Origin of the sequence: Escherichia sp. MOD1-EC5990 (assembly GCF_002965285.1) — a bacterium.
Classification (GTDB): domain Bacteria; phylum Pseudomonadota; class Gammaproteobacteria; order Enterobacterales; family Enterobacteriaceae; genus Escherichia; species Escherichia coli_F.
Window position 1 is genome coordinate 271,249 of the sequence record NZ_PTRV01000005.1, and the last position, 18,305, is coordinate 289,553.

Genomic DNA, 18,305 nt, shown 5'->3' on the forward strand with positions numbered 1-18,305 from the left:
CGCCTTTTTGTTGAATGATGTTCAACAATCTTTTCGCAGTGTGCGGTAGTGCAATATTTGTTTCTTTGACCCGATACCCTTTCACTCAATCAGGTTTTATTTCTCTATAGTCTGCACATGTAAGAGTAGCTTTCGTCCATGTCTAACCAGAGGGGAACAAGATGAACGGACTCACGGCAACGGGTGTCACCGTCGGTATTTGTGCAGGGCTTTGGCAGTTAGTGTCTTCACATGTCGGGCTCTCTCAGGGATGGGAATTATTAGGAACCATTGGCTTTGTCGCCTTTTGCAGTTTTTATGCCGCAGGCGGCGGTAAATCGGGGTTTATCAAGAGCCTGGCGGTTAATTACTCCGGGATGGTGTGGGCGTTTTTCGCCGCGCTGGCTTCCGGTTGGCTAGCCTCGGTGAGTGGGATTTCCGGCTTCTGGGCGAGCGTGATTATGACTGTACCCTTCTCGGCGGTGGTGGTCTGGCAAGGACGTTTCGGTTTACTGTCTTTTATTCCCGGAGGCTTTCTCGGCATGACGCTATTTTTTGCCAGCGGGATGAACTGGACGGTGACATTACTGGGTTTTCTGGCGGGTAACTGCGTGGGAATAATTTCAGAATATGGCGGACAAAAATTAAGCGAAGCGACGACTAAACGCGACGGGTATTAAAAGTTATTCAAAAATGATTATCTATCTTTAACCGATACCTCTACAGTCATGACTGGAGAAATTCAAATTAGATAATGGCGGGAATGGTTTAATGAACTCAATTTTCACCGAAGAAAACCTGTTGGCGTTTACTACCGCTGCGCGTTTTAGCAGCTTCAGTAAAGCGGCAGACGAGTTGGGTTTAACCACTTCCGCCATTAGCTACACCATCAAGCGAATGGAAACGGGGCTGGATGTGGTGCTGTTCACCCGTAACACCCGCAGTATTGAGTTAACCGAGTCCGGGCGTTATTTTTTCCGCAAAGCTACCGACCTGCTGAATGATTTTCACGCCATCAAACGCAGCATTGATACTATTTCGCAGGGCATTGAAGCACGGGTTCGCATTTGTATTAACCAGCTGCTTTATACGCCCAAACACACCGCACGCTTATTACAGGTACTGAAAAAGCAATTTCCAACCTGCCAGATTACCGTCACCACCGAAGTGTATAATGGCGTCTGGGATGCGATTATTAATAATCAGGCGAATATCGCTATCGGCGCACCCGACACGCTGCTGGACGGCGGCGGCATTGATTACACGGAGATTGGCGCGATTCGCTGGGCTTTTGCTATCGCCCCGGATCACCCGTTAGCCTTTGTGCCAGAGCCGATCGCTGAAAGTCAGCTACGTCTCTACCCCAATATCATGGTGGAAGACACCGCGCATACGATTAATAAAAAAGTGGGCTGGTTGCTGCATGGGCAGGAGTCGATTCTGGTGCCAGATTTCAACACCAAATGTCAGTGCCAGATTTTAGGCGAAGGAATTGGTTTTTTGCCGGATTACATGGTCCGTGAGGCGATGGCGCAATCCCTGCTGGTTACCCGACAAATCCATAATCCGCGCCAGGATTCACGCATGTTACTGGCGACCCAGCACTCTGCCACCGGTCAGGTGACGCAGTGGATTAAAAAACAATTTTCGCCAAATGGCATATTAACGGGGATCTATCAGGATTTACTGCATCGGGAGAATTAATCGCTGCCAACCTCCCGATGCGCTGTGAATAGCGGTTTACATCAACCACCTGCTTTCATTACCCATTCAGAGATAAATTTATTACCCGGTACTGGCGGAGAGTACAAATAGCCCTGCAAAAAGTGAACGCCTTTGCCGATCATTAAATCCGCCTGCTCCTGGGTTTCTACCCCTTCCGCCACGATACTCAGACCAGGCTTACGCGCCAGTTCGACAATATTGTCCACAATATGACCGGAGATTTCGTCAACACTCGCCATTTGCACAAACGACTTGTCAATTTTAATAAAATCGACCGGAAACGCCTGCAGATAACGATAGGTCGCATAACCCGTACCAAAGTCATCCAGCGCAAAGGTAATGTTATGCTGATGAAGGCTGTCAAATATCGCTCTGGCTTCTGGCGTTACCGGAATGGGGTTGCGTTCCGTTAGCTCAAGAACCAGCTTGATTTTATCGTTACCTAATTTCTTGACCAGGTTCAGACACTCTTTTTCAAATCCTGCGGCCAAAAAACATCCTGCCGAGACGTTGATTCCAATATGGAAATTATCCGGCAGCAAATGTTTTACTGGCATCAGAATATCCGCAGTCTGTTTCATCAGCTGGCGAGTCATTATGACAATAAGACCGGATGACTCCGCCAGAGGAATAAACTGATCCGGTGGGATAATTCCCGTTTGCGGATGTTCCCAGCGGACAAGCACTTCACAGCCCGTCAGTACCCCAGTCTGCGCGCAGAAAACCGGTTGGATCCACGGTTTGAATTCGTGATTTTCCAACGCCAGACTGATGGCTTCAGGCGTGACGATATGGTGATAGTGATTATCATTAATATATTTGTGACTATTATTACCCGTGGCGGATATGATCTCCGGATTGTACTGAAAGAAAATATCCCGCCAGAAAGTAATATCGCTCTGAATCCCCAGTTTCTCAAAGAGCTGTTTCTTTTGATGTGAAATGGTCTTTGCACTGCGATTTCTGTACTGTGATATTTCTGTTACAGACATTCCCTGCATCAGCAGCTTGAGTAGCAGTCGTTCTTTCTCGGATACGCTACCAGGCAATGACAAATGAACCGTTGTACCGAACTCTTGCAGAAAAACACGAAAATCACATGAATTCATGAACACACCTTTTATCTTTTATCGCTGTTCAGTATGAGTGATTACCTGTGGATTCCTGAGCACACATAAGGGGTAACCATAAACATTAGCGATGCCATACGTATAACATCCCACATCACTATCAAGAAGATTATCTTTACCTCTGATGCTCGCTCAAAAACAGTTACGCTAAATACCTTAAAAAGGTAATCACAAGTCAAACTCAGGAGATAATCACGCAAGAATGCAATATTAAAATTCAGATACTCATTTTTGGTAATAAAGAAGTAGTTGGACTATTTCGATATTTATAATTTCCCACTACGTATTGACGCCCATTCATGAGTAAAGGCGCATTATATGAATTTAACAATCCAGATCAACTGAAAATACCTCAACCTCATAAACACATAGCGTCAACATTCAATGACATAATGAGTAAAGATGTTGGTTATGCATACACGTCATTACTCTATGCCAATCCCTTAACAACCTGCTTTTTAAGACTGAATCCATTCAGCAATAGATAGCCAACATTATAACAATGACAATAAAAACAATATTTAAAACAATCAATAAAATATCAGACACAAACAATTAAACCTTAAACAACAAACAGTTACATTGATTTTAGTTGATTTGCGCTATGCGTTCCCCATGAATAAAGCGTCATTTCAAATTAGCACCAATATTTACATTAAATAAGACTAAGCTTATTGAACATTCACAACAGTCCAAACGTAGTGTTTGGGCTTCAATAGTTCTTTTCTTTTTTATTATCTGTTGCCTGGCAATCATCAATCGATACTAAGGGCTTAACTGTACAGATATAACGTATCAAGAGGTAAGAGAAACCACGCCATATGCAGACATGGCGCGGTTTTATGCAATAACAATCACGCGTCCGGGAACATTACGCTATTACCCGGCGCTTCACGATGGAGATGGATAAAGTTTAGGTGCCGCTCGTACTGATCGAGAATATCGGTGATCACCTGCTCTTTGCTGTAGTCCATCAGGTCGTTACCCTGGCTGCCTTCTAACAGGAAGGTTTCCAGCCGGTAATAGGTCGATTTCCCGCTACGTGCGCGGTAGGTAAAGCCCGGCACCGAATATTGCTGTGGCCAAATCTGATAGACAAAGTTTTGCTCTTCACCCATATGCACCAGCAAATCCAGATGCCCTAACTGTTGTCCCTCTTCCGGCGGCAGGCTTTTTAGCTCCACGTACGCGCCGCGCAACCGCAGCTCCTGCGCCACTTCTTCCATTGCCGGGTAACAGACCGTCTCCATCATCTGTTTGGTGTAACGCGTGCCCGGATAATTCATCAGGCGCGAGAGACGTTTTTTCCAGCTCAGGCGATCCTGAAGCCCCAGCGGTCGCGGCGCGGTATCACGGTTGGCACTTTCACGGCGGTAATCTTCTACCTTCAGAGATTTATACAATCCCGCCATCACGAAGAAAATCACAAAGCTGAACGGCAGCCCCATGATTACCGTGGTGTTTTGCAGCGCGGATATCCCGTTGGTCATCAGCATGCCAAGCGTCAGCAGACCAATCGCCACCGACCAGAAGACGCGCAGCCAGCCGGGGGCGTCGCTGTTGATATCTTTAAGCTGCGAGGTGAAATTCCCCAGCACCAGCGCGCCGGAGTCCGCCGAGGTCACATAAAACAGCAGGCCAGTAATGGTGGCAACCGAGGCGCTAAAGGTAAACGCCGGATACTGCGCCAGCAGGCTGTAGAAGCCGCGCTCCGGATGGACCATCGCTTCCTCGGCAAATGCCGCGCCGCCGTGGATGATTTCATACAGCGCGCTATTGCCGAATACCGAGAGCCATAACAGCGTGAAGGTAAACGGAATAATCAACGTGCCCAGCACGAACTGGCGAATGGTGCGTCCACGCGAGATACGCGCCAGGAACAGGCCGACAAACGGCGACCAGGCTACCCACCATGCCCAGAAAAAGAGCGTCCAGTTATTCATCCACTCAACCGGGCGGTCAAAGGCGAAACTGTTGAGCGTCATGCCCATAAAGCGGTTAACGTAATCGCCAACGTTCAGCACCAGCGCATTAAGCAGGAACGAGGTGTCGCCCATAAACAGCACGAACAGGATCAACCCCAGCGCCAGTGCGACATTGAGTTCAGACAATACGCGAATGCCTTTGTCGACACCGGAAGTCACCGAGATAGTCGCGATGATTACCGACAGCGCGATCAGCGCCGCTTTCGCCGCCATTGAATCCGGGATATCAAACAGTACGCTCAGGCCATAGTTAAGCTGCACCACGCCAATGCCGAGCGTGGTGGCAATCCCGAAGATGGTGCCGATCACCGCTGCAATATCCACCGAGTGACCAATCGGCCCGTTGATCCGTTTACCGAAAATCGGATACAGCGCCGAGCGGATCGTGAGCGGCAAATTATAACGATAGCTGAAGTATCCGAGCGCCATGCCCATCAGCGCATACATCGACCAGCCGGTTAAGCCGTAGTGAAACAGCGTCCAGACCATCGCCTGACGCGCCGCTTCCATCGTCTGCCCTGCCCCTTCCGGCGGCTGCATATACTGCGTGACCGGCTCAGCAACGGAGAAGAACATCAGATCAATACCAATCCCGGCAGCGAACAGCATCGCCGCCCAGCTCAGTAGACTGAATTCCGGTTTGGATTGTTCAGGCCCGAGCTTCACCGAACCAAAACGCGAACAAGCGATGCAGACCACAAAGACAATATAGAGCGTTGCCGCCAGCAGATAGTACCAACCGAAGGTTTTAGAAACCCAGTCCAGCGTGCGGCCAATCCACAGGGCCGAGAAGTCGCGAAACAGGATCGTTGTCAGGGAAAACAACAAAATCAGTCCGGCGGAGGTGTAAAACACCACCGGATTGATTTTGTCCTTTTCCCTGCTGTGCGAAAGGTCTGTCATCCAGTATCCCCACTGTTATTGTTACCATTTAAAATCAAATTAGTAACAATTAAGACACATTTTATATTGAACGTCCAATCAATAACGGCTTTAATGTATAAACAACGCTGATGAATGGAGTGGCAAAAATGCCCAAATTGGGGATGCAGTCGATCCGGCGCAGACAACTGATCGACGCCACGCTGGAAGCAATAAATGAAGTAGGTATGCACGATGCGACGATCGCGCAGATCGCCCGCCGGGCGGGCGTTTCCACCGGGATCATTAGCCACTATTTCAAAGATAAAAATGGTCTGCTGGAAGCAACCATGCGTGATATCACCAGCCAGCTGCGTGACGCGGTCTTGAACCGCTTACACGCGCTACCGGATGGCAGCCCTGAGCAGCGATTACAGGCGATTGTTGACGGAAATTTCGATGAGACTCAGGTCAGTAATGCTGCGATGAAAGCCTGGCTGGCGTTTTGGGCCAGCAGTATGCATCAGCCGATGCTTTACCGTTTGCAGCAGGTGAGCAGCCGCCGATTGTTGTCGAATCTGGTGAGCGAATTTCACCGCGAGTTACCGCGCAAAGAGGCACAGGAGGCAGGTTATGGCCTGGCCGCGCTGATTGACGGTTTATGGCTGCGCGCGGCATTGAGCGGTAAACCGCTGAATAAATCTCTCGCACACTCGCTCACCCGCCACTTTATCACTCAGCATTTACCCACCGATTAACCGAGGAGACGTGATGTCCCGAATGGCAGAACAGCAGCTTTATATACATGGTGGTTATACCTCCGCCACCAGCGGTCGCACCTTCGAGACCATTAACCCGGCCAACGGTAACGTGCTGGCGACCGTGCAGGCCGCCGGGCGCGAAGATGTCGATCGCGCCGTGAAGAGTGCCCAACAAGGGCAAAAAATCTGGGCGGCGATGACCGCCATGGAACGCTCGCGCATTCTGCGTCGAGCCGTTGATATTCTGCGCGAATGCAATGACGAACTCGCTAAACTGGAAACCCTCGACACCGGAAAAGCGTATTCAGAAACCTCAACCGTCGATATCGTTACCGGCGCGGACGTGCTCGAGTACTACGCCGGGCTGCTCCCGTCGCTGGAAGGCAGCCAGATCCCATTGCGTGAGACGTCATTTGTTTATACCCGCCGCGAACCGCTGGGCGTAGTGGCAGGGATTGGCGCATGGAACTACCCGATCCAGATTGCCTTGTGGAAATCCGCACCGGCGCTGGCGGCAGGCAACGCGATGATTTTCAAACCGAGCGAAGTCACCCCGCTTACCGCGTTAAAGCTGGCTGAAATCTACAGCGAAGCGGGCCTGCCGGACGGCGTATTTAACGTGTTGCCGGGCGTAGGTGCGGAAACCGGGCAGTATCTGACCGAGCATCCGGGCATCGCCAAAGTGTCGTTTACCGGCGGCGTCGCCAGCGGCAAAAAGGTGATGGCTAACGCGGCGGCCTCTTCCCTGAAAGAGGTGACCATGGAGCTGGGCGGTAAATCGCCGCTGATCGTTTTCGACGATGCAGACCTCGATCTCGCCGCCGATATCGCCATGATGGCGAACTTCTTTAGCTCCGGTCAGGTGTGTACCAATGGCACCCGCGTGTTTATTCCGGCGAAATACAAAGCCGCGTTTGAGCAGAAAATACTGGCGCGCGTTGAACGCATTCGCGCGGGCGACGTTTTCGATCCGCAAACTAACTTCGGCCCGCTGGTCAGCTTCCCGCATCGCGATAACGTGCTGCGCTATATCGCCAAAGGCAAAGAGGAAGGTGCTCGGGTGCTCTGCGGCGGCGATGTGCTGAAGGGTGATGGCTTCGATAACGGCGCATGGGTTGCTCCGACCGTATTCACCGATTGCTGCGACGAAATGACTATCGTGCGCGAAGAGATCTTCGGCCCGGTGATGTCGCTCCTCACGTATGAGTCTGAAGACGAAGTGATTCGCCGCGCCAATGATACCGACTACGGTCTGGCGGCGGGTATCGTCACGGCGGATCTGAACCGCGCGCATCGCGTCATTCATCAGCTGGAAGCCGGCATTTGCTGGATCAACACCTGGGGAGAATCCCCGGCGGAGATGCCCGTTGGCGGTTACAAACACTCCGGCATTGGCCGTGAGAACGGCGTGATGACGCTCCAGAGTTATACCCAGGTGAAGTCCATCCAGGTTGAGATGGCTAAATTCCAGTCCATATTCTAACCAGGAGGTTTATTTGCAATTTGACTACATCATTATTGGCGCCGGCTCTGCCGGCAACGTCCTCGCGACACGTCTGACTGAAGATCCGAACACTACCGTGCTGCTGCTTGAAGCGGGCGGCCCGGACTATCGCTTTGACTTCCGTACCCAAATGCCCGCTGCGCTGGCGTTCCCGCTACAGGGTAAACGCTATAACTGGGCGTATGAGACCGAGCCGGAACCGTTTATGAACAACCGTCGCATGGAGTGCGGACGCGGTAAGGGGCTTGGTGGATCATCATTGATCAACGGCATGTGTTACATCCGTGGTAACGCGCTGGATCTCGATAACTGGGCGAAAGAACCCGGTCTGGAGAACTGGAGCTACCTCGACTGCCTGCCCTACTACCGCAAGGCCGAGACGCGCGATGTGGGCGAGAACGACTACCACGGCGCTGATGGCCCGGTAAGCGTGACCACCTCAAAACCGGGTGTCAATCCGCTGTTTGAAGCGATGATTGAGGCGGGCGTGCAGGCGGGCTATCCGCGCACAGAAGACCTTAACGGTTATCAGCAGGAAGGTTTCGGCCCGATGGACCGCACCGTCACGCCGCAGGGCCGTCGCGCCAGCACCGCGCGGGGTTATCTCGATCAGGCTAAATCGCGCCCGAACCTGACTATTCGAACTCACGCCATGACCGATCACATTATCTTTGACGGCAAACGCGCGGTAGGCGTCGAGTGGCTGGAAGGCGACAGCACCATCCCAACCCGCGCAACGGCCAACAAAGAAGTGCTGTTATGTGCAGGCGCGATTGCCTCACCACAAATCCTGCAACGCTCCGGCGTCGGCAACGCTGAACTGCTGGCCGAATTTGATATTCCGCTGGTGCATGATTTGCCCGGCGTGGGCGAAAATCTTCAGGATCATCTGGAGATGTACCTGCAATACGAGTGCAAAGAACCGGTTTCCCTCTACCCTGCCCTGCAGTGGTGGAATCAGCCGAAAATCGGTGCGGAGTGGCTGTTTGGCGGCACCGGCGTGGGTGCCAGCAACCACTTTGAAGCAGGCGGATTTATTCGCAGCCGTGAGGAATTTGCGTGGCCGAATATTCAGTACCATTTCCTGCCAGTGGCGATTAACTATAACGGCTCGAACGCAGTGAAAGAGCACGGCTTCCAGTGCCATGTCGGATCGATGCGCTCGCCAAGCCGTGGGCATGTGCGGATTAAATCCCGCGACCCGCACCAGCATCCGGCGATTTTGTTTAACTACATGTCGCACGAACAGGACTGGCAGGAGTTCCGCGACGCGATTCGCATCACCCGCGAGATCATGCATCAACCGGCGCTGGATCAATACCGTGGCCGCGAAATCAGCCCCGGCGCGGAATGCCAGACAGATGAGCAGCTCGATGAGTTCGTGCGTAATCACGCCGAAACCGCCTTCCACCCATGCGGTACGTGCAAAATGGGGTACGACGAGATGTCCGTTGTGGATGGCGAAGGCCGCGTGCACGGGCTGGAAGGATTACGCGTAGTCGATGCGTCAATTATGCCGCAGATTATCACCGGCAATCTGAACGCCACGACCATTATGATTGGCGAGAAAATGGCGGATATAATTCGCGGACGAGAAGCGTTGTCCAGAAGTCTGGCGGCGTATTTTGTGGCGAATGGGATGCCAGTAAGAGCGAAAAAACTGAATCGCGATTTGAACTAACGCAGGAACTTATAAGCTTGAGAGTTACCGTTCTACGATAAGGACCGAATCCTTATATAAAAAACATAGGTAACTCTCATGCTTCATATCCAGTATTCATGATGCTGGTTTTTTGCTGATGTTTTTACCAGAATATTCCTGATACAGACTATTAATTCAAGCTTATCTGCGACAGATTTCATTTTCTGGATATATTATGAGTGACAAATCAAACAGGATATCGATCTGATTGAAATTTTATTTTATCTGAAGAAAAAGATTCGTGTTATTCTGTTTATTATAGCTGTTTGTATGACAATGGTGCTATTATTTCTGTACATCAATAAAGACAATATAAAGCTGAGTTACAGCCTAAAAATAAACCACACAACATCAGGCATACTTGTAAGCTGTGATAGCAATAATAACTTTGCCTGTCAGACCACAATGACTGAAGATGTTATTCAGCGAATTACGAGTTTTTTAGACCAGTACTAATGCTAAAAATTGCCTTGTCAAAAAAATGGTAGATGAATACAAACAAAACTCTGGGCAGTAATAAACAGCATTCTGACAGAGAGTGCCTGTATAAAGCTGAAGTGACAATGACCGGGAAGGGAGCCCGTCTTCAGGAAAGGATTCCTGTCTTTTTCACTGTAAATATCCTGGCATTATTAATGTCAGGATATTTACAGAAGAGGAGCATAACCATGACGGAACGGGGTTAAGTCAGGTTGTCCTTAACGCTATTCACAACCTCGTATACCGCCTTCAGGTTTATGTCCAGACTTCATATCTCTCTCAGCAATCCTCAATAATCAGATACACCGCTTTCACCGGACCATGAACCCCGACGACTTTGATAAGCTCAATGTCCGCCGTTGAACTGGGACCACTGATGATGTTAATACATGACGGCATTCGTTCACCGGCCTGCGCTTTCTGATGCAATTTTTCTGCGAGTTGCGCTACACGCGGCAGGATTGTGCTTTTACGCAGGATAAAAAGAGAAGATTCCGGGAGCAGGCTCAATGAACGCCCGCGCCCGGCGGCGGAAAAAAGAACCACGCCTCCCGATTCGGTTAAACCATATTCAGCATACACTACGCCAACTTTAGCCTGCTCTGCTTGTGATATGTTCTCAATACCTTTCGCCGGATCCCAAACAACGGCATTGCATTCCTGCTGCAAACGTTCGCTAATCCCCAACTCCTCCAGCCTCGTGTCACCGCTAATCACGACCGACTGCTCTCCCAGCTCTTTACACAGACATATTGCAGCTTCTGCCGCCTTCGCCTCGCTGGTCAGTTCACAGCGCGTCAACATAACATCGCTGGCAAACTGGATAAACGCGTCACAGCGCTGCTGTTGGTTAAGTTCGGTAAGCCGCTCGTTAGCATAGTTGTTAAGCGGCGCATCTTCTGCTTGCGGTTCAAGTCGCTGCGGGCGACCCAGTGCCTGAGCAACGTTATTCAAAAATTCGCTCCGATTATCCATTCTTTTTCTCCTGCGCCTGATGTTTCTTAAACCAACTACGGAAACTCTCTCCGTCAGCTTCAGGAAGATCGCGTGCTTCCATCCAGTCGCTAATCGCGCCAAATTTGAGTGGTGTTTTGCCGCCATTGATAAACCAGCTTGCCGCATGAGCACCAGCCATCATCCCGACTTTCCACAATCCTGGATGACTATTGGCATAAGCGAACATTTTTATCGCCCGTTGCTCTGCTTTTGCGGTGATCCCTTTTTCAGCCATCACCCGACGATGACGCAAAATCAGTTTTGACAGAGGAATACGCACCGGACACACGCTGTCACAAGCCGTACATAAAGAGCAAGCGTAGGGTAAATCTTTAAAATCTTCATAGCCGCCAAGTAACGGGGAAATCACCGCACCAATTGGCCCAGGATAAATAGAACCATATCCATGACCGCCAATATGGCGATATGCCGGACAGGTATTCATACAGGCTCCGCAGCGAATACAACGCAGCACATCCCGAAATTCAGAGGCCAGCACCTCAGAACGCCCGTTATCGACAATAACCAGATGAAACTCTTCAGGACCATCAACGTGCCCCGCTTCGCGCGGTCCTGTCAGCCAGGTGTTGTATCCCGTCAAACGTGCACCAACGGCACTGCGCGCCAGCATGGTGATCAATACATCTACCTCGGCAAACGTGGGGGCAATACGCTCCATTCCCATCACGGCAATATGCGTTTTAGGCAGCGTGGTACACATTCGCGCATTACCTTCATTGGTCACCAGGCATACCGAACCGGTCTCTGCCACCGCGAAATTACAGCCGGTAATACCTATTTCAGCACTGAGGAAATCTTCGCGGATTTTTTGCCGAATGAATAAGGTCATCGCTTCAGGCGTTTCCGGCCCCTCATAACCCAGACGTTCGTGTAGCACTCGACGGATCTGATGGCGATCTTTATGAATTGCCGGGACCACAACATGAGAGGGCGGATCTTGATCCAGCTGGAGAATGTATTCACCCAGATCGGTTTCAATCACCTGAATACCAGCATCCTGCAACACATGATTGACACCAATCTCTTCGGTCACCATCGATTTAGATTTCACCACCTTCCGGGCATTTTTGCGTTGGGCGACCTGTAAAATGTAGCGGGTGGCGTCTTCTTTAGTTTTTGCAAAATAGACGTGACCGCCGTTTTGCGTCACTTTTTCAGAGAGCTGGTACAGATAAGCGTCGAGATTACTCAGAACATGATCACGTATCTGGGCGGCCCGATCGCGCCACTCCTCCCAGTGCCCCAATTCATCGACCATTTTTTGCCGATTTGCCCCAATACGCTGCTGCGCGTTTGCCACCGCTTTGCGCATGATCGGATCTTCAATTTGCTGACGGATGCGTGTCTTAAAATCTGTATTACTGGTTTTGATCGACATCTTTATATCCTCAGCGGCTCATCAGCACTTCAGCAATATGCATCACTTTGACTTTCTGCCCTTCCCGTTGTAATCGTCCACTGATGTTTAGCAGGCAACTCACGTCAGCACCAATTAAATACTCAGGGCGGACTTCCATCAGGTGCACAACCTTTTCTTTCACCATCTCGCCGGATATTTCGGCCATTTTGACCGAGAACGTGCCGCCAAATCCGCAGCAGGTATCCTGTTCAGCAAAGGTCAACAGCTCCAGTCCACGCACATTTTTCAGCAGCGTAAGTGGCTCGTCCTTCACCCCCAGCTTACGGGCCAGGCTACAAGATGGGTGATACACCGCTCTCCCTTGCAAACTGGCACCTACATCGACTACCCCTAATGTATTAACAATAAAAGAGGTGAGATCCTGCATACGCGCGGCAACCTTTTCGGCACGTGATGCCCATTCAGGCTCATCCGCCAGATACGTTGGGTAACTTTTTACGGCATAGGTACAGGAGCCAGCCGGTGAAATAATGGGATCGTCGTTATCCTCCAGTGCGGCGATCAGATTTTTCATCCCTGGAATCGCTTCTTTGATATAACCACTATTGATCGCAGGCTGACCGCAGCATCCCTGTTTCTCCGGGAAATTTACGCGACAGCCGAGTTTTTCCAGTAGCAGCACGGAGTCTCGTGCCATTCTTGATTTCAGGGCGTCACCAATACAGGTGACAAAGAAATTGACATTCACAACTAATACTCCATTACTTCATGCCCATTTATGCCCGATGGTTCCCCCCACCAGGGGATCAATCATCAATAAATATGGCGTTCTTTTTTAATTGGCTAGCAACATACCACCCCTCATTTGTATGACAAATGATAATCTTTCATCCAAACTTCAAATGCAATAACTAATTTTATTTCTTTCGGCATCGCTCACATTTTATAGGGAAATCGACGATCATTTTTGGCATAAGAAATTCATTTAAAAAGGCCACATCCCTTATACCTATTCAGAGCTACTTATTCAGGGGTTGTTGAGATATACAATGATGGTGTACTAACAAAATCACCGGCAATAATCAGGTATCAAGTAATAGTCGGTATTTTATTTAATTAAAGCAATTTAGTTTGCGTTTTTATTTAGATACTGGGCCAGCATTCTTCAAAAAAACATATAAAACACTGTTGGAAATAGAAATAGTTGAAAGGCTCACAACACCCGGAATGCTGATTATCTTTGCTCCGATTCCTGGCGGTTTTATTCAGGGTGCAAGCTGTCTGACCCTTTCCCGATATTCTCCCGGGGTACAACCAAACTCGCGGACAAACGCCTTGTGAAAAGATGATTCACTGGCATAGCCTACTGACTCAGCAATCACCACAACAGGGAACGTTTCCCGGGAAAACATCTGGGCCGCTATTTGTAGACGCAACTTTGTTAATACAGCCAGCGGCGTGGTTCCGGAAACATCACGGAAAAGCTGGGCAAAACTTGCCCGGGACATGTGGGCGATGCTGGCCAGCGATTCGACGGTCCAGGCGTGTCCTGGCATTTCCAGCATTTGCTGTATTACCGCACCAAGACGTGGATGCAGAAGCAAACTGAGAATGTTTTTCTCAGTATTAACCTGTGCAATCCACTCACGCACCGCGAGGGTAAAGAATGTAGCGCAGATCTGGCTACACAGTGCATCCACTCCCGGCATTGCCGATTTGGACTCCTGTTGTAAAAACGGGATCGCCTCCCTCAGCCAGTTATATTCCACGCTGTGGTTAACCGGTGCTAAAAACAGCGTTTCCGGCAAAGACGTTAAAAAATAACGCGCCGAATGTTGCAGCCGAAGAGTGCCGCAGACAATACAGGTCGATTCATTATCGACATGACTCAGGCGATGAGCTGAATTTTGTGGTAGCAGGACCACATTTCCCGGGCGTAATGTAAAAATCTCCCCCGTCGGCATTTCCAGCTTCGCCGCTCCTTGCGTTAACGCATGCCAACGAATAACCGATAATTCCCCGGCACCATGTGGAAGCTGCCAGTCACTTCCTAACACGCAATTCTTATCGATCGTTCCTTGTGGAGCGTTAAGCATCAACAAACGGCTAAGGGCATCCATATCAGACTCCTGAGTGGTTTTTGATTACAAACACCAACAATCTTAGACAATAATTAATCTAATACCATCAAATGGTTAATCATGATTTTTGTTTTGTGATTCTGATTAAGAAAAAGAAAATACCAGACGATAAGACAAAATATCAAGCGTTGTGAAGAAATGTTAATTGCTCTTTTGCGTCTATAGTCATGATGTCAAATGAACGCGTTTCGACAGGAAATCATCATGAATAAATATCAGGCAGTTATTATTGGTTTTGGCAAGGCTGGAAAAACATTAGCCGTCACGCTGGCAAAAGCAGGTTGGCGTGTGGCTCTCATCGAACAATCAAATGCAATGTATGGCGGGACCTGTATTAATATCGGCTGTATCCCAACCAAAACATTGGTTCATGACGCACAGCAGCACACAGATTTTGTCCGTGCCATACAGCGTAAAAATGAAGTGGTTAATTTTTTACGTAATAAGAATTTTCATAATCTTGCGGATATGCCCAATATCGACGTGATCGACGGCCAGGCGGAGTTTATCAATAATCATAGCCTGCGTGTTCATCGGCCTGGGGGAAATCTGGAGATTCATGGCGAGAAAATTTTTATTAATACCGGTGCACAAGCCGTGGTTCCGCCAATTCCTGGAATTACCACCACGCCTGGTGTATATGACAGCACCGGATTACTTAATCTAAAAGAATTGCCTGGGCATTTAGGTATTTTGGGCGGCGGATATATTGGCGTTGAGTTCGCCTCTATGTTCGCTAATTTTGGCAGCAAAGTAACCATTTTAGAGGCAACTTCGCTGTTTTTGCCTCGGGAAGATCGGGATATTGCTGATAATATCGCGACGATTTTACGCGATCAGGGCGTCGATATTATCCTCAATACCCATGTGGAGCGAATCAATCACCATGAAAATCAAGTGCAAGTGCATAGCGATCACGCCCAACTGGCGGTGGATGCACTGTTAATAGCTTCCGGTCGTCAACCGGCTACCGCTTCGTTACATCCAGAAAATGCAGGTATCGCAGTAAACGAACGTGGGGCAATTGTCGTTGACAAGCAATTACATACCACCGCAGACAATATTTGGGCGATGGGAGATGTTACCGGCGGGCTGCAATTTACTTACATTTCACTGGATGATTACCGCATTGTGCGTGATGAATTGCTGGGAGAAGGCAGACGTAGTACTGATGATCGGAAAAATGTGCCTTATTCCGTATTCATGACACCGCCACTGTCCAGGGTTGGTATGACAGAAGAACAAGCCAGAGAGAGTGGTGCAGATATTCAGGTGGTGACATTGCCTGTAGCTGCAATTCCGCGCGCAAGAGTGATGAACGATACCCGTGGGGTATTAAAAGCGATTGTTGATAATAAAACCCAACGTATATTAGGGGCATCACTGCTGTGTGTTGACTCCCACGAGATGATCAATATAGTAAAAATGGTGATGGATGCCGGGCTGCCTTATAGCATATTACGCGATCAGATATTTACTCATCCGTCGATGAGCGAATCACTCAATGATCTATTTTCATTAGTCAAATAAACTCAAAATCAGACGCCAGGACAAATATTCTGGCGTCTCAGAGAAAAGAATCTTATTAATTCCTTGTTATTATATAACTTCTTAATCACTTCATTGATGGTATTTTATATGTTTAAAAAACCTGTTTTATTTGCAACACTATTATCTGGCGTTATGGCATTTTCCACCAATGCAGATGATAAAATAATTCTGAAACATATCAGCGTCTCGTCAGTATCAGCATCACCGACAGTTCTGGAGGATGCCATTGCTGATATAGCCAGAAAATATAATGCTTCATCCTGGAAAGTCACATCGATGCGAATTGATAATAATTCAACCGCAACAGCAGTATTGTATAAATAAGGATGTTCACAATGGAAAAATACCTGCACCTGTTAAGTCGGGGAGATAAAATTGGCCTGACATTGATTCGTCTGAGTATTGCGATTGTTTTTATGTGGATTGGGTTATTAAAGTTTGTCCCTTACGAGGCAGACAGCATTACACCATTCGTCGCAAACAGTCCACTAATGTCGTTCTTTTATGAACACCCGGAAGACTATAAACAGTATCTGACTCACGAAGGCGAATACAAACCAGAAGCAAGGGCATGGCAATCGGCCAATAATACCTATGGTTTTTCCAACGGTCTTGGCGTCGTGGAGGTGATTATTGCTCTGCTGGTTTTGGCTAATCCTGTCAATCGCTGGTTAGGTTTATTGGGAGGGCTGATGGCATTTACCACACCGTTGGTAACACTCTCATTTTTAATCACCACCCCGGAGGCATGGGTACCCGCATTGGGTGACGCTCATCATGGTTTCCCTTATTTATCCGGTGCTGGTCGCTTGGTATTGAAAGATACTCTGATGCTGGCAGGTGCTGCCATGATAATGGCAGATTCGGCGCGGGAAATTCTTAAACAACGCAGTAATGAATCCAGTTCAACGTTAAAAACTGAATATTGATAATCCGAACACTGTCTGTTGTTCACTTTTTCAGGCGTCAGGCCCCCTTTCTGATGATGAAGCCTGACGCCATATTACCGGAGATATGACAGAGTGAAGATCAATATCACTCCCCTGTTAAAAGATTCTTGTCGTCTCAGGTAAAATACATGATTAATATCAATCATGTATTTTTACAGCAAGACAACCACGAACAAATTCAGGATTAAAATGTTTTACCGACTCCCCAACATAACCCAAATCAAGCGAACTAATTTGTGCCATTTCTTTCTCTGTCAGTGAGAAATCCCAGATAGCAAAATTTTCTTCGATACGCTGTTGATGTGTCGATTTCGGAATAACGACCACTCCCCGTTGAATATTCCAACGCAGAATGACTTGAGAAATCGATTTTTGATGGGCATCTGCAATACTCTGAAGCAGATTATTTTCAAAGGGTTTATGTCTTCCACCGCCTAACGGAGCCCATGCTTCAGGCTTCACGTTATAATACTTCATGGTTGCCAGCGCCTCTGGTTGGGCAAAATAGGGATGCAACTCGACCTGGTTGACCATCGGTTTAACTCTTGCCGTTTCACAAAAGTTCGCCAGAACATGAGGATAGAAATTGGAAACCCCAATTGCTTTTAATTTGCCCTCTTCATAGGCATCTTCGAGTGCACGCCACGCACTGAAATAATCGCGCATAGCCTGGTGCAATAAATAGAGGTCGAAGTATTCTAGTCCCGATTTTTTTAATGACGCTTCAATACCTGCTTTTGCCGTATCCTGATTCAACATATCCTGCACCCACAATTTAGACGTTATAAATAACTCATCTCGGGTACATAAACCTTCAGATATAGCTTCACGAACGGCTTCACCGACGGCATCTTCATTACCGTATACCGCTGCAGTGTCGATGAGTCGATAACCCGTGCGGATAGCGTTCAACACTGACTGTTTGCACACGTTTTTATCGGTAACCTGAAAAACACCAAATCCCATCATCGGCATTTTCAGATTGTTACTTAATACGGAAAATTCCACTGTCAGTCCCTCCATTAGGCATGAACAATGAGTCTACGTTAAAACGTAACCTCAAATTAGTATGTGGATTTTGATATCACTTATGCAAAAAATTCATTAATAATGTAGGACTGAAACCTCTCTATTTTCGGGGACAACGAAGCAGACGCTA

Annotated in this window: 15 protein-coding genes and 1 pseudogene; 9 read left to right on the forward strand and 7 right to left on the reverse strand. The window is 48.5% G+C overall.

Annotated features, from left to right (window positions below; all coding sequences use genetic code 11):
- Positions 1-161: 161 nt before the first annotated feature.
- Positions 162-659 carry a DUF1097 domain-containing protein gene (locus BEB42_RS08510; protein ID WP_001013872.1) on the forward strand — a complete coding sequence of 166 codons (498 nt, stop codon included), beginning with the start codon at positions 162-164 and terminating at the stop codon, positions 657-659.
- Positions 660-750: 91 nt separating this feature from the next.
- Positions 751-1,683, forward strand: coding sequence for a LysR substrate-binding domain-containing protein (locus tag BEB42_RS08515; protein WP_001084405.1), 933 nt, complete (start codon positions 751-753; stop codon positions 1,681-1,683).
- A gap of 41 nt (positions 1,684-1,724) precedes the next feature.
- Here BEB42_RS08515 and pdeL read toward each other — a convergent pair whose 3' ends face one another.
- On the reverse strand, positions 1,725-2,813 hold the full coding sequence (pdeL, locus tag BEB42_RS08520) for a DNA-binding transcriptional activator/c-di-GMP phosphodiesterase PdeL (RefSeq protein WP_001305451.1): 1,089 nt from the start codon (positions 2,811-2,813) through the stop codon (positions 1,725-1,727).
- A gap of 875 nt (positions 2,814-3,688) precedes the next feature.
- Entirely contained in the window at positions 3,689-5,722 is a 2,034-nt protein-coding gene (betT, locus tag BEB42_RS08530) for a choline BCCT transporter BetT (RefSeq protein ID WP_000131063.1), read from the reverse strand.
- Positions 5,723-5,850: 128 nt separating this feature from the next.
- Here betT and betI point away from each other — a divergent pair, with 128 nt between their 5' ends.
- From betI to BEB42_RS08555, 4 genes and pseudogenes are all read left to right on the forward strand, one after another.
- Positions 5,851-6,438, forward strand: a complete 588-nt coding sequence (betI, locus tag BEB42_RS08540) for a transcriptional regulator BetI (protein WP_001353423.1) — start codon at positions 5,851-5,853, stop codon at positions 6,436-6,438.
- 13 nt (positions 6,439-6,451) lie between these two features.
- Complete coding sequence (gene betB / locus BEB42_RS08545) at positions 6,452-7,924, forward strand: betaine-aldehyde dehydrogenase (protein ID WP_000089058.1); 1,473 nt, start codon at positions 6,452-6,454, stop codon at positions 7,922-7,924.
- Positions 7,925-7,937: 13 nt separating this feature from the next.
- Entirely contained in the window at positions 7,938-9,626 is a 1,689-nt protein-coding gene (gene betA / locus BEB42_RS08550) for a choline dehydrogenase (RefSeq protein ID WP_001159118.1), read from the forward strand.
- 207 nt (positions 9,627-9,833) lie between these two features.
- Positions 9,834-10,088 (forward strand): annotated as a pseudogene (locus tag BEB42_RS08555) (hypothetical protein); the annotation flags it as partial.
- A gap of 318 nt (positions 10,089-10,406) precedes the next feature.
- On the opposite strand, the gene BEB42_RS08570 reads toward BEB42_RS08555, so the two are convergent.
- The 4 genes from BEB42_RS08570 to rclR form a co-directional block, all read right to left on the reverse strand.
- The gene (locus BEB42_RS08570) at positions 10,407-11,102 is read right to left on the reverse strand and encodes a LutC/YkgG family protein (protein ID WP_001353424.1); all 696 of its coding nucleotides are present in this window, start codon (positions 11,100-11,102) and stop codon (positions 10,407-10,409) included.
- On the reverse strand, positions 11,095-12,522 hold the full coding sequence (locus BEB42_RS08575) for a LutB/LldF family L-lactate oxidation iron-sulfur protein (RefSeq protein ID WP_000023917.1): 1,428 nt from the start codon (positions 12,520-12,522) through the stop codon (positions 11,095-11,097). The genes BEB42_RS08570 and BEB42_RS08575 overlap by 8 nt, the downstream gene beginning before the upstream one ends.
- 10 nt (positions 12,523-12,532) lie before the next feature.
- On the reverse strand, positions 12,533-13,252 hold the full coding sequence (locus BEB42_RS08580; protein WP_001102126.1) for a (Fe-S)-binding protein: 720 nt from the start codon (positions 13,250-13,252) through the stop codon (positions 12,533-12,535).
- Between the two features lie 517 nt (positions 13,253-13,769).
- Entirely contained in the window at positions 13,770-14,624 is an 855-nt protein-coding gene (gene rclR / locus BEB42_RS08585; RefSeq protein WP_000339584.1) for a reactive chlorine-specific transcriptional regulator RclR, read from the reverse strand.
- 225 nt (positions 14,625-14,849) lie between these two features.
- Here rclR and rclA point away from each other — a divergent pair, with 225 nt between their 5' ends.
- The 3 genes from rclA (at position 14,850) to rclC (ending at position 17,125) form a co-directional block, all read left to right on the forward strand.
- The gene (gene rclA / locus BEB42_RS08590; RefSeq protein ID WP_001046328.1) at positions 14,850-16,175 is read left to right on the forward strand and encodes a reactive chlorine resistance oxidoreductase RclA; all 1,326 of its coding nucleotides are present in this window, start codon (positions 14,850-14,852) and stop codon (positions 16,173-16,175) included.
- A 108-nt stretch (positions 16,176-16,283) separates the two neighbouring features.
- Positions 16,284-16,520, forward strand: a complete 237-nt coding sequence (gene rclB, locus BEB42_RS08595) for a reactive chlorine resistance periplasmic protein RclB (RefSeq protein ID WP_000474001.1) — start codon at positions 16,284-16,286, stop codon at positions 16,518-16,520.
- A gap of 11 nt (positions 16,521-16,531) precedes the next feature.
- On the forward strand, positions 16,532-17,125 hold the full coding sequence (gene rclC, locus BEB42_RS08600) for a reactive chlorine species resistance protein RclC (protein WP_001353425.1): 594 nt from the start codon (positions 16,532-16,534) through the stop codon (positions 17,123-17,125).
- 159 nt (positions 17,126-17,284) lie between these two features.
- Here rclC and BEB42_RS08605 read toward each other — a convergent pair whose 3' ends face one another.
- On the reverse strand, positions 17,285-18,154 hold the full coding sequence (locus BEB42_RS08605) for an aldo/keto reductase (protein ID WP_001353426.1): 870 nt from the start codon (positions 18,152-18,154) through the stop codon (positions 17,285-17,287).
- Between the last annotated feature and the right edge of the window lie 151 nt (positions 18,155-18,305).

Bases quoted from the DNA above. Each gene is read 5' to 3' on its own strand.
- BEB42_RS08510 (WP_001013872.1), top strand. From the start codon at position 162: ATGAACGGACTCACGGCAACGGGTGTCACCGTCGGTATTTGTGCAGGG.
- BEB42_RS08515 (WP_001084405.1), top strand. From the start codon at position 751: ATGAACTCAATTTTCACCGAAGAAAACCTGTTGGCGTTTACTACCGCT.
- pdeL (WP_001305451.1), bottom strand. From the start codon at position 2,813: ATGAATTCATGTGATTTTCGTGTTTTTCTGCAAGAGTTCGGTACAACG.
- betT (WP_000131063.1), bottom strand. From the start codon at position 5,722: ATGACAGACCTTTCGCACAGCAGGGAAAAGGACAAAATCAATCCGGTG.
- betI (WP_001353423.1), top strand. From the start codon at position 5,851: ATGCCCAAATTGGGGATGCAGTCGATCCGGCGCAGACAACTGATCGAC.
- betB (WP_000089058.1), top strand. From the start codon at position 6,452: ATGTCCCGAATGGCAGAACAGCAGCTTTATATACATGGTGGTTATACC.
- BEB42_RS08570 (WP_001353424.1), bottom strand. From the start codon at position 11,102: ATGGATAATCGGAGCGAATTTTTGAATAACGTTGCTCAGGCACTGGGT.
- BEB42_RS08575 (WP_000023917.1), bottom strand. From the start codon at position 12,522: ATGTCGATCAAAACCAGTAATACAGATTTTAAGACACGCATCCGTCAG.
- rclR (WP_000339584.1), bottom strand. From the start codon at position 14,624: ATGGATGCCCTTAGCCGTTTGTTGATGCTTAACGCTCCACAAGGAACG.
- rclA (WP_001046328.1), top strand. From the start codon at position 14,850: ATGAATAAATATCAGGCAGTTATTATTGGTTTTGGCAAGGCTGGAAAA.
- rclB (WP_000474001.1), top strand. From the start codon at position 16,284: ATGTTTAAAAAACCTGTTTTATTTGCAACACTATTATCTGGCGTTATG.
- rclC (WP_001353425.1), top strand. From the start codon at position 16,532: ATGGAAAAATACCTGCACCTGTTAAGTCGGGGAGATAAAATTGGCCTG.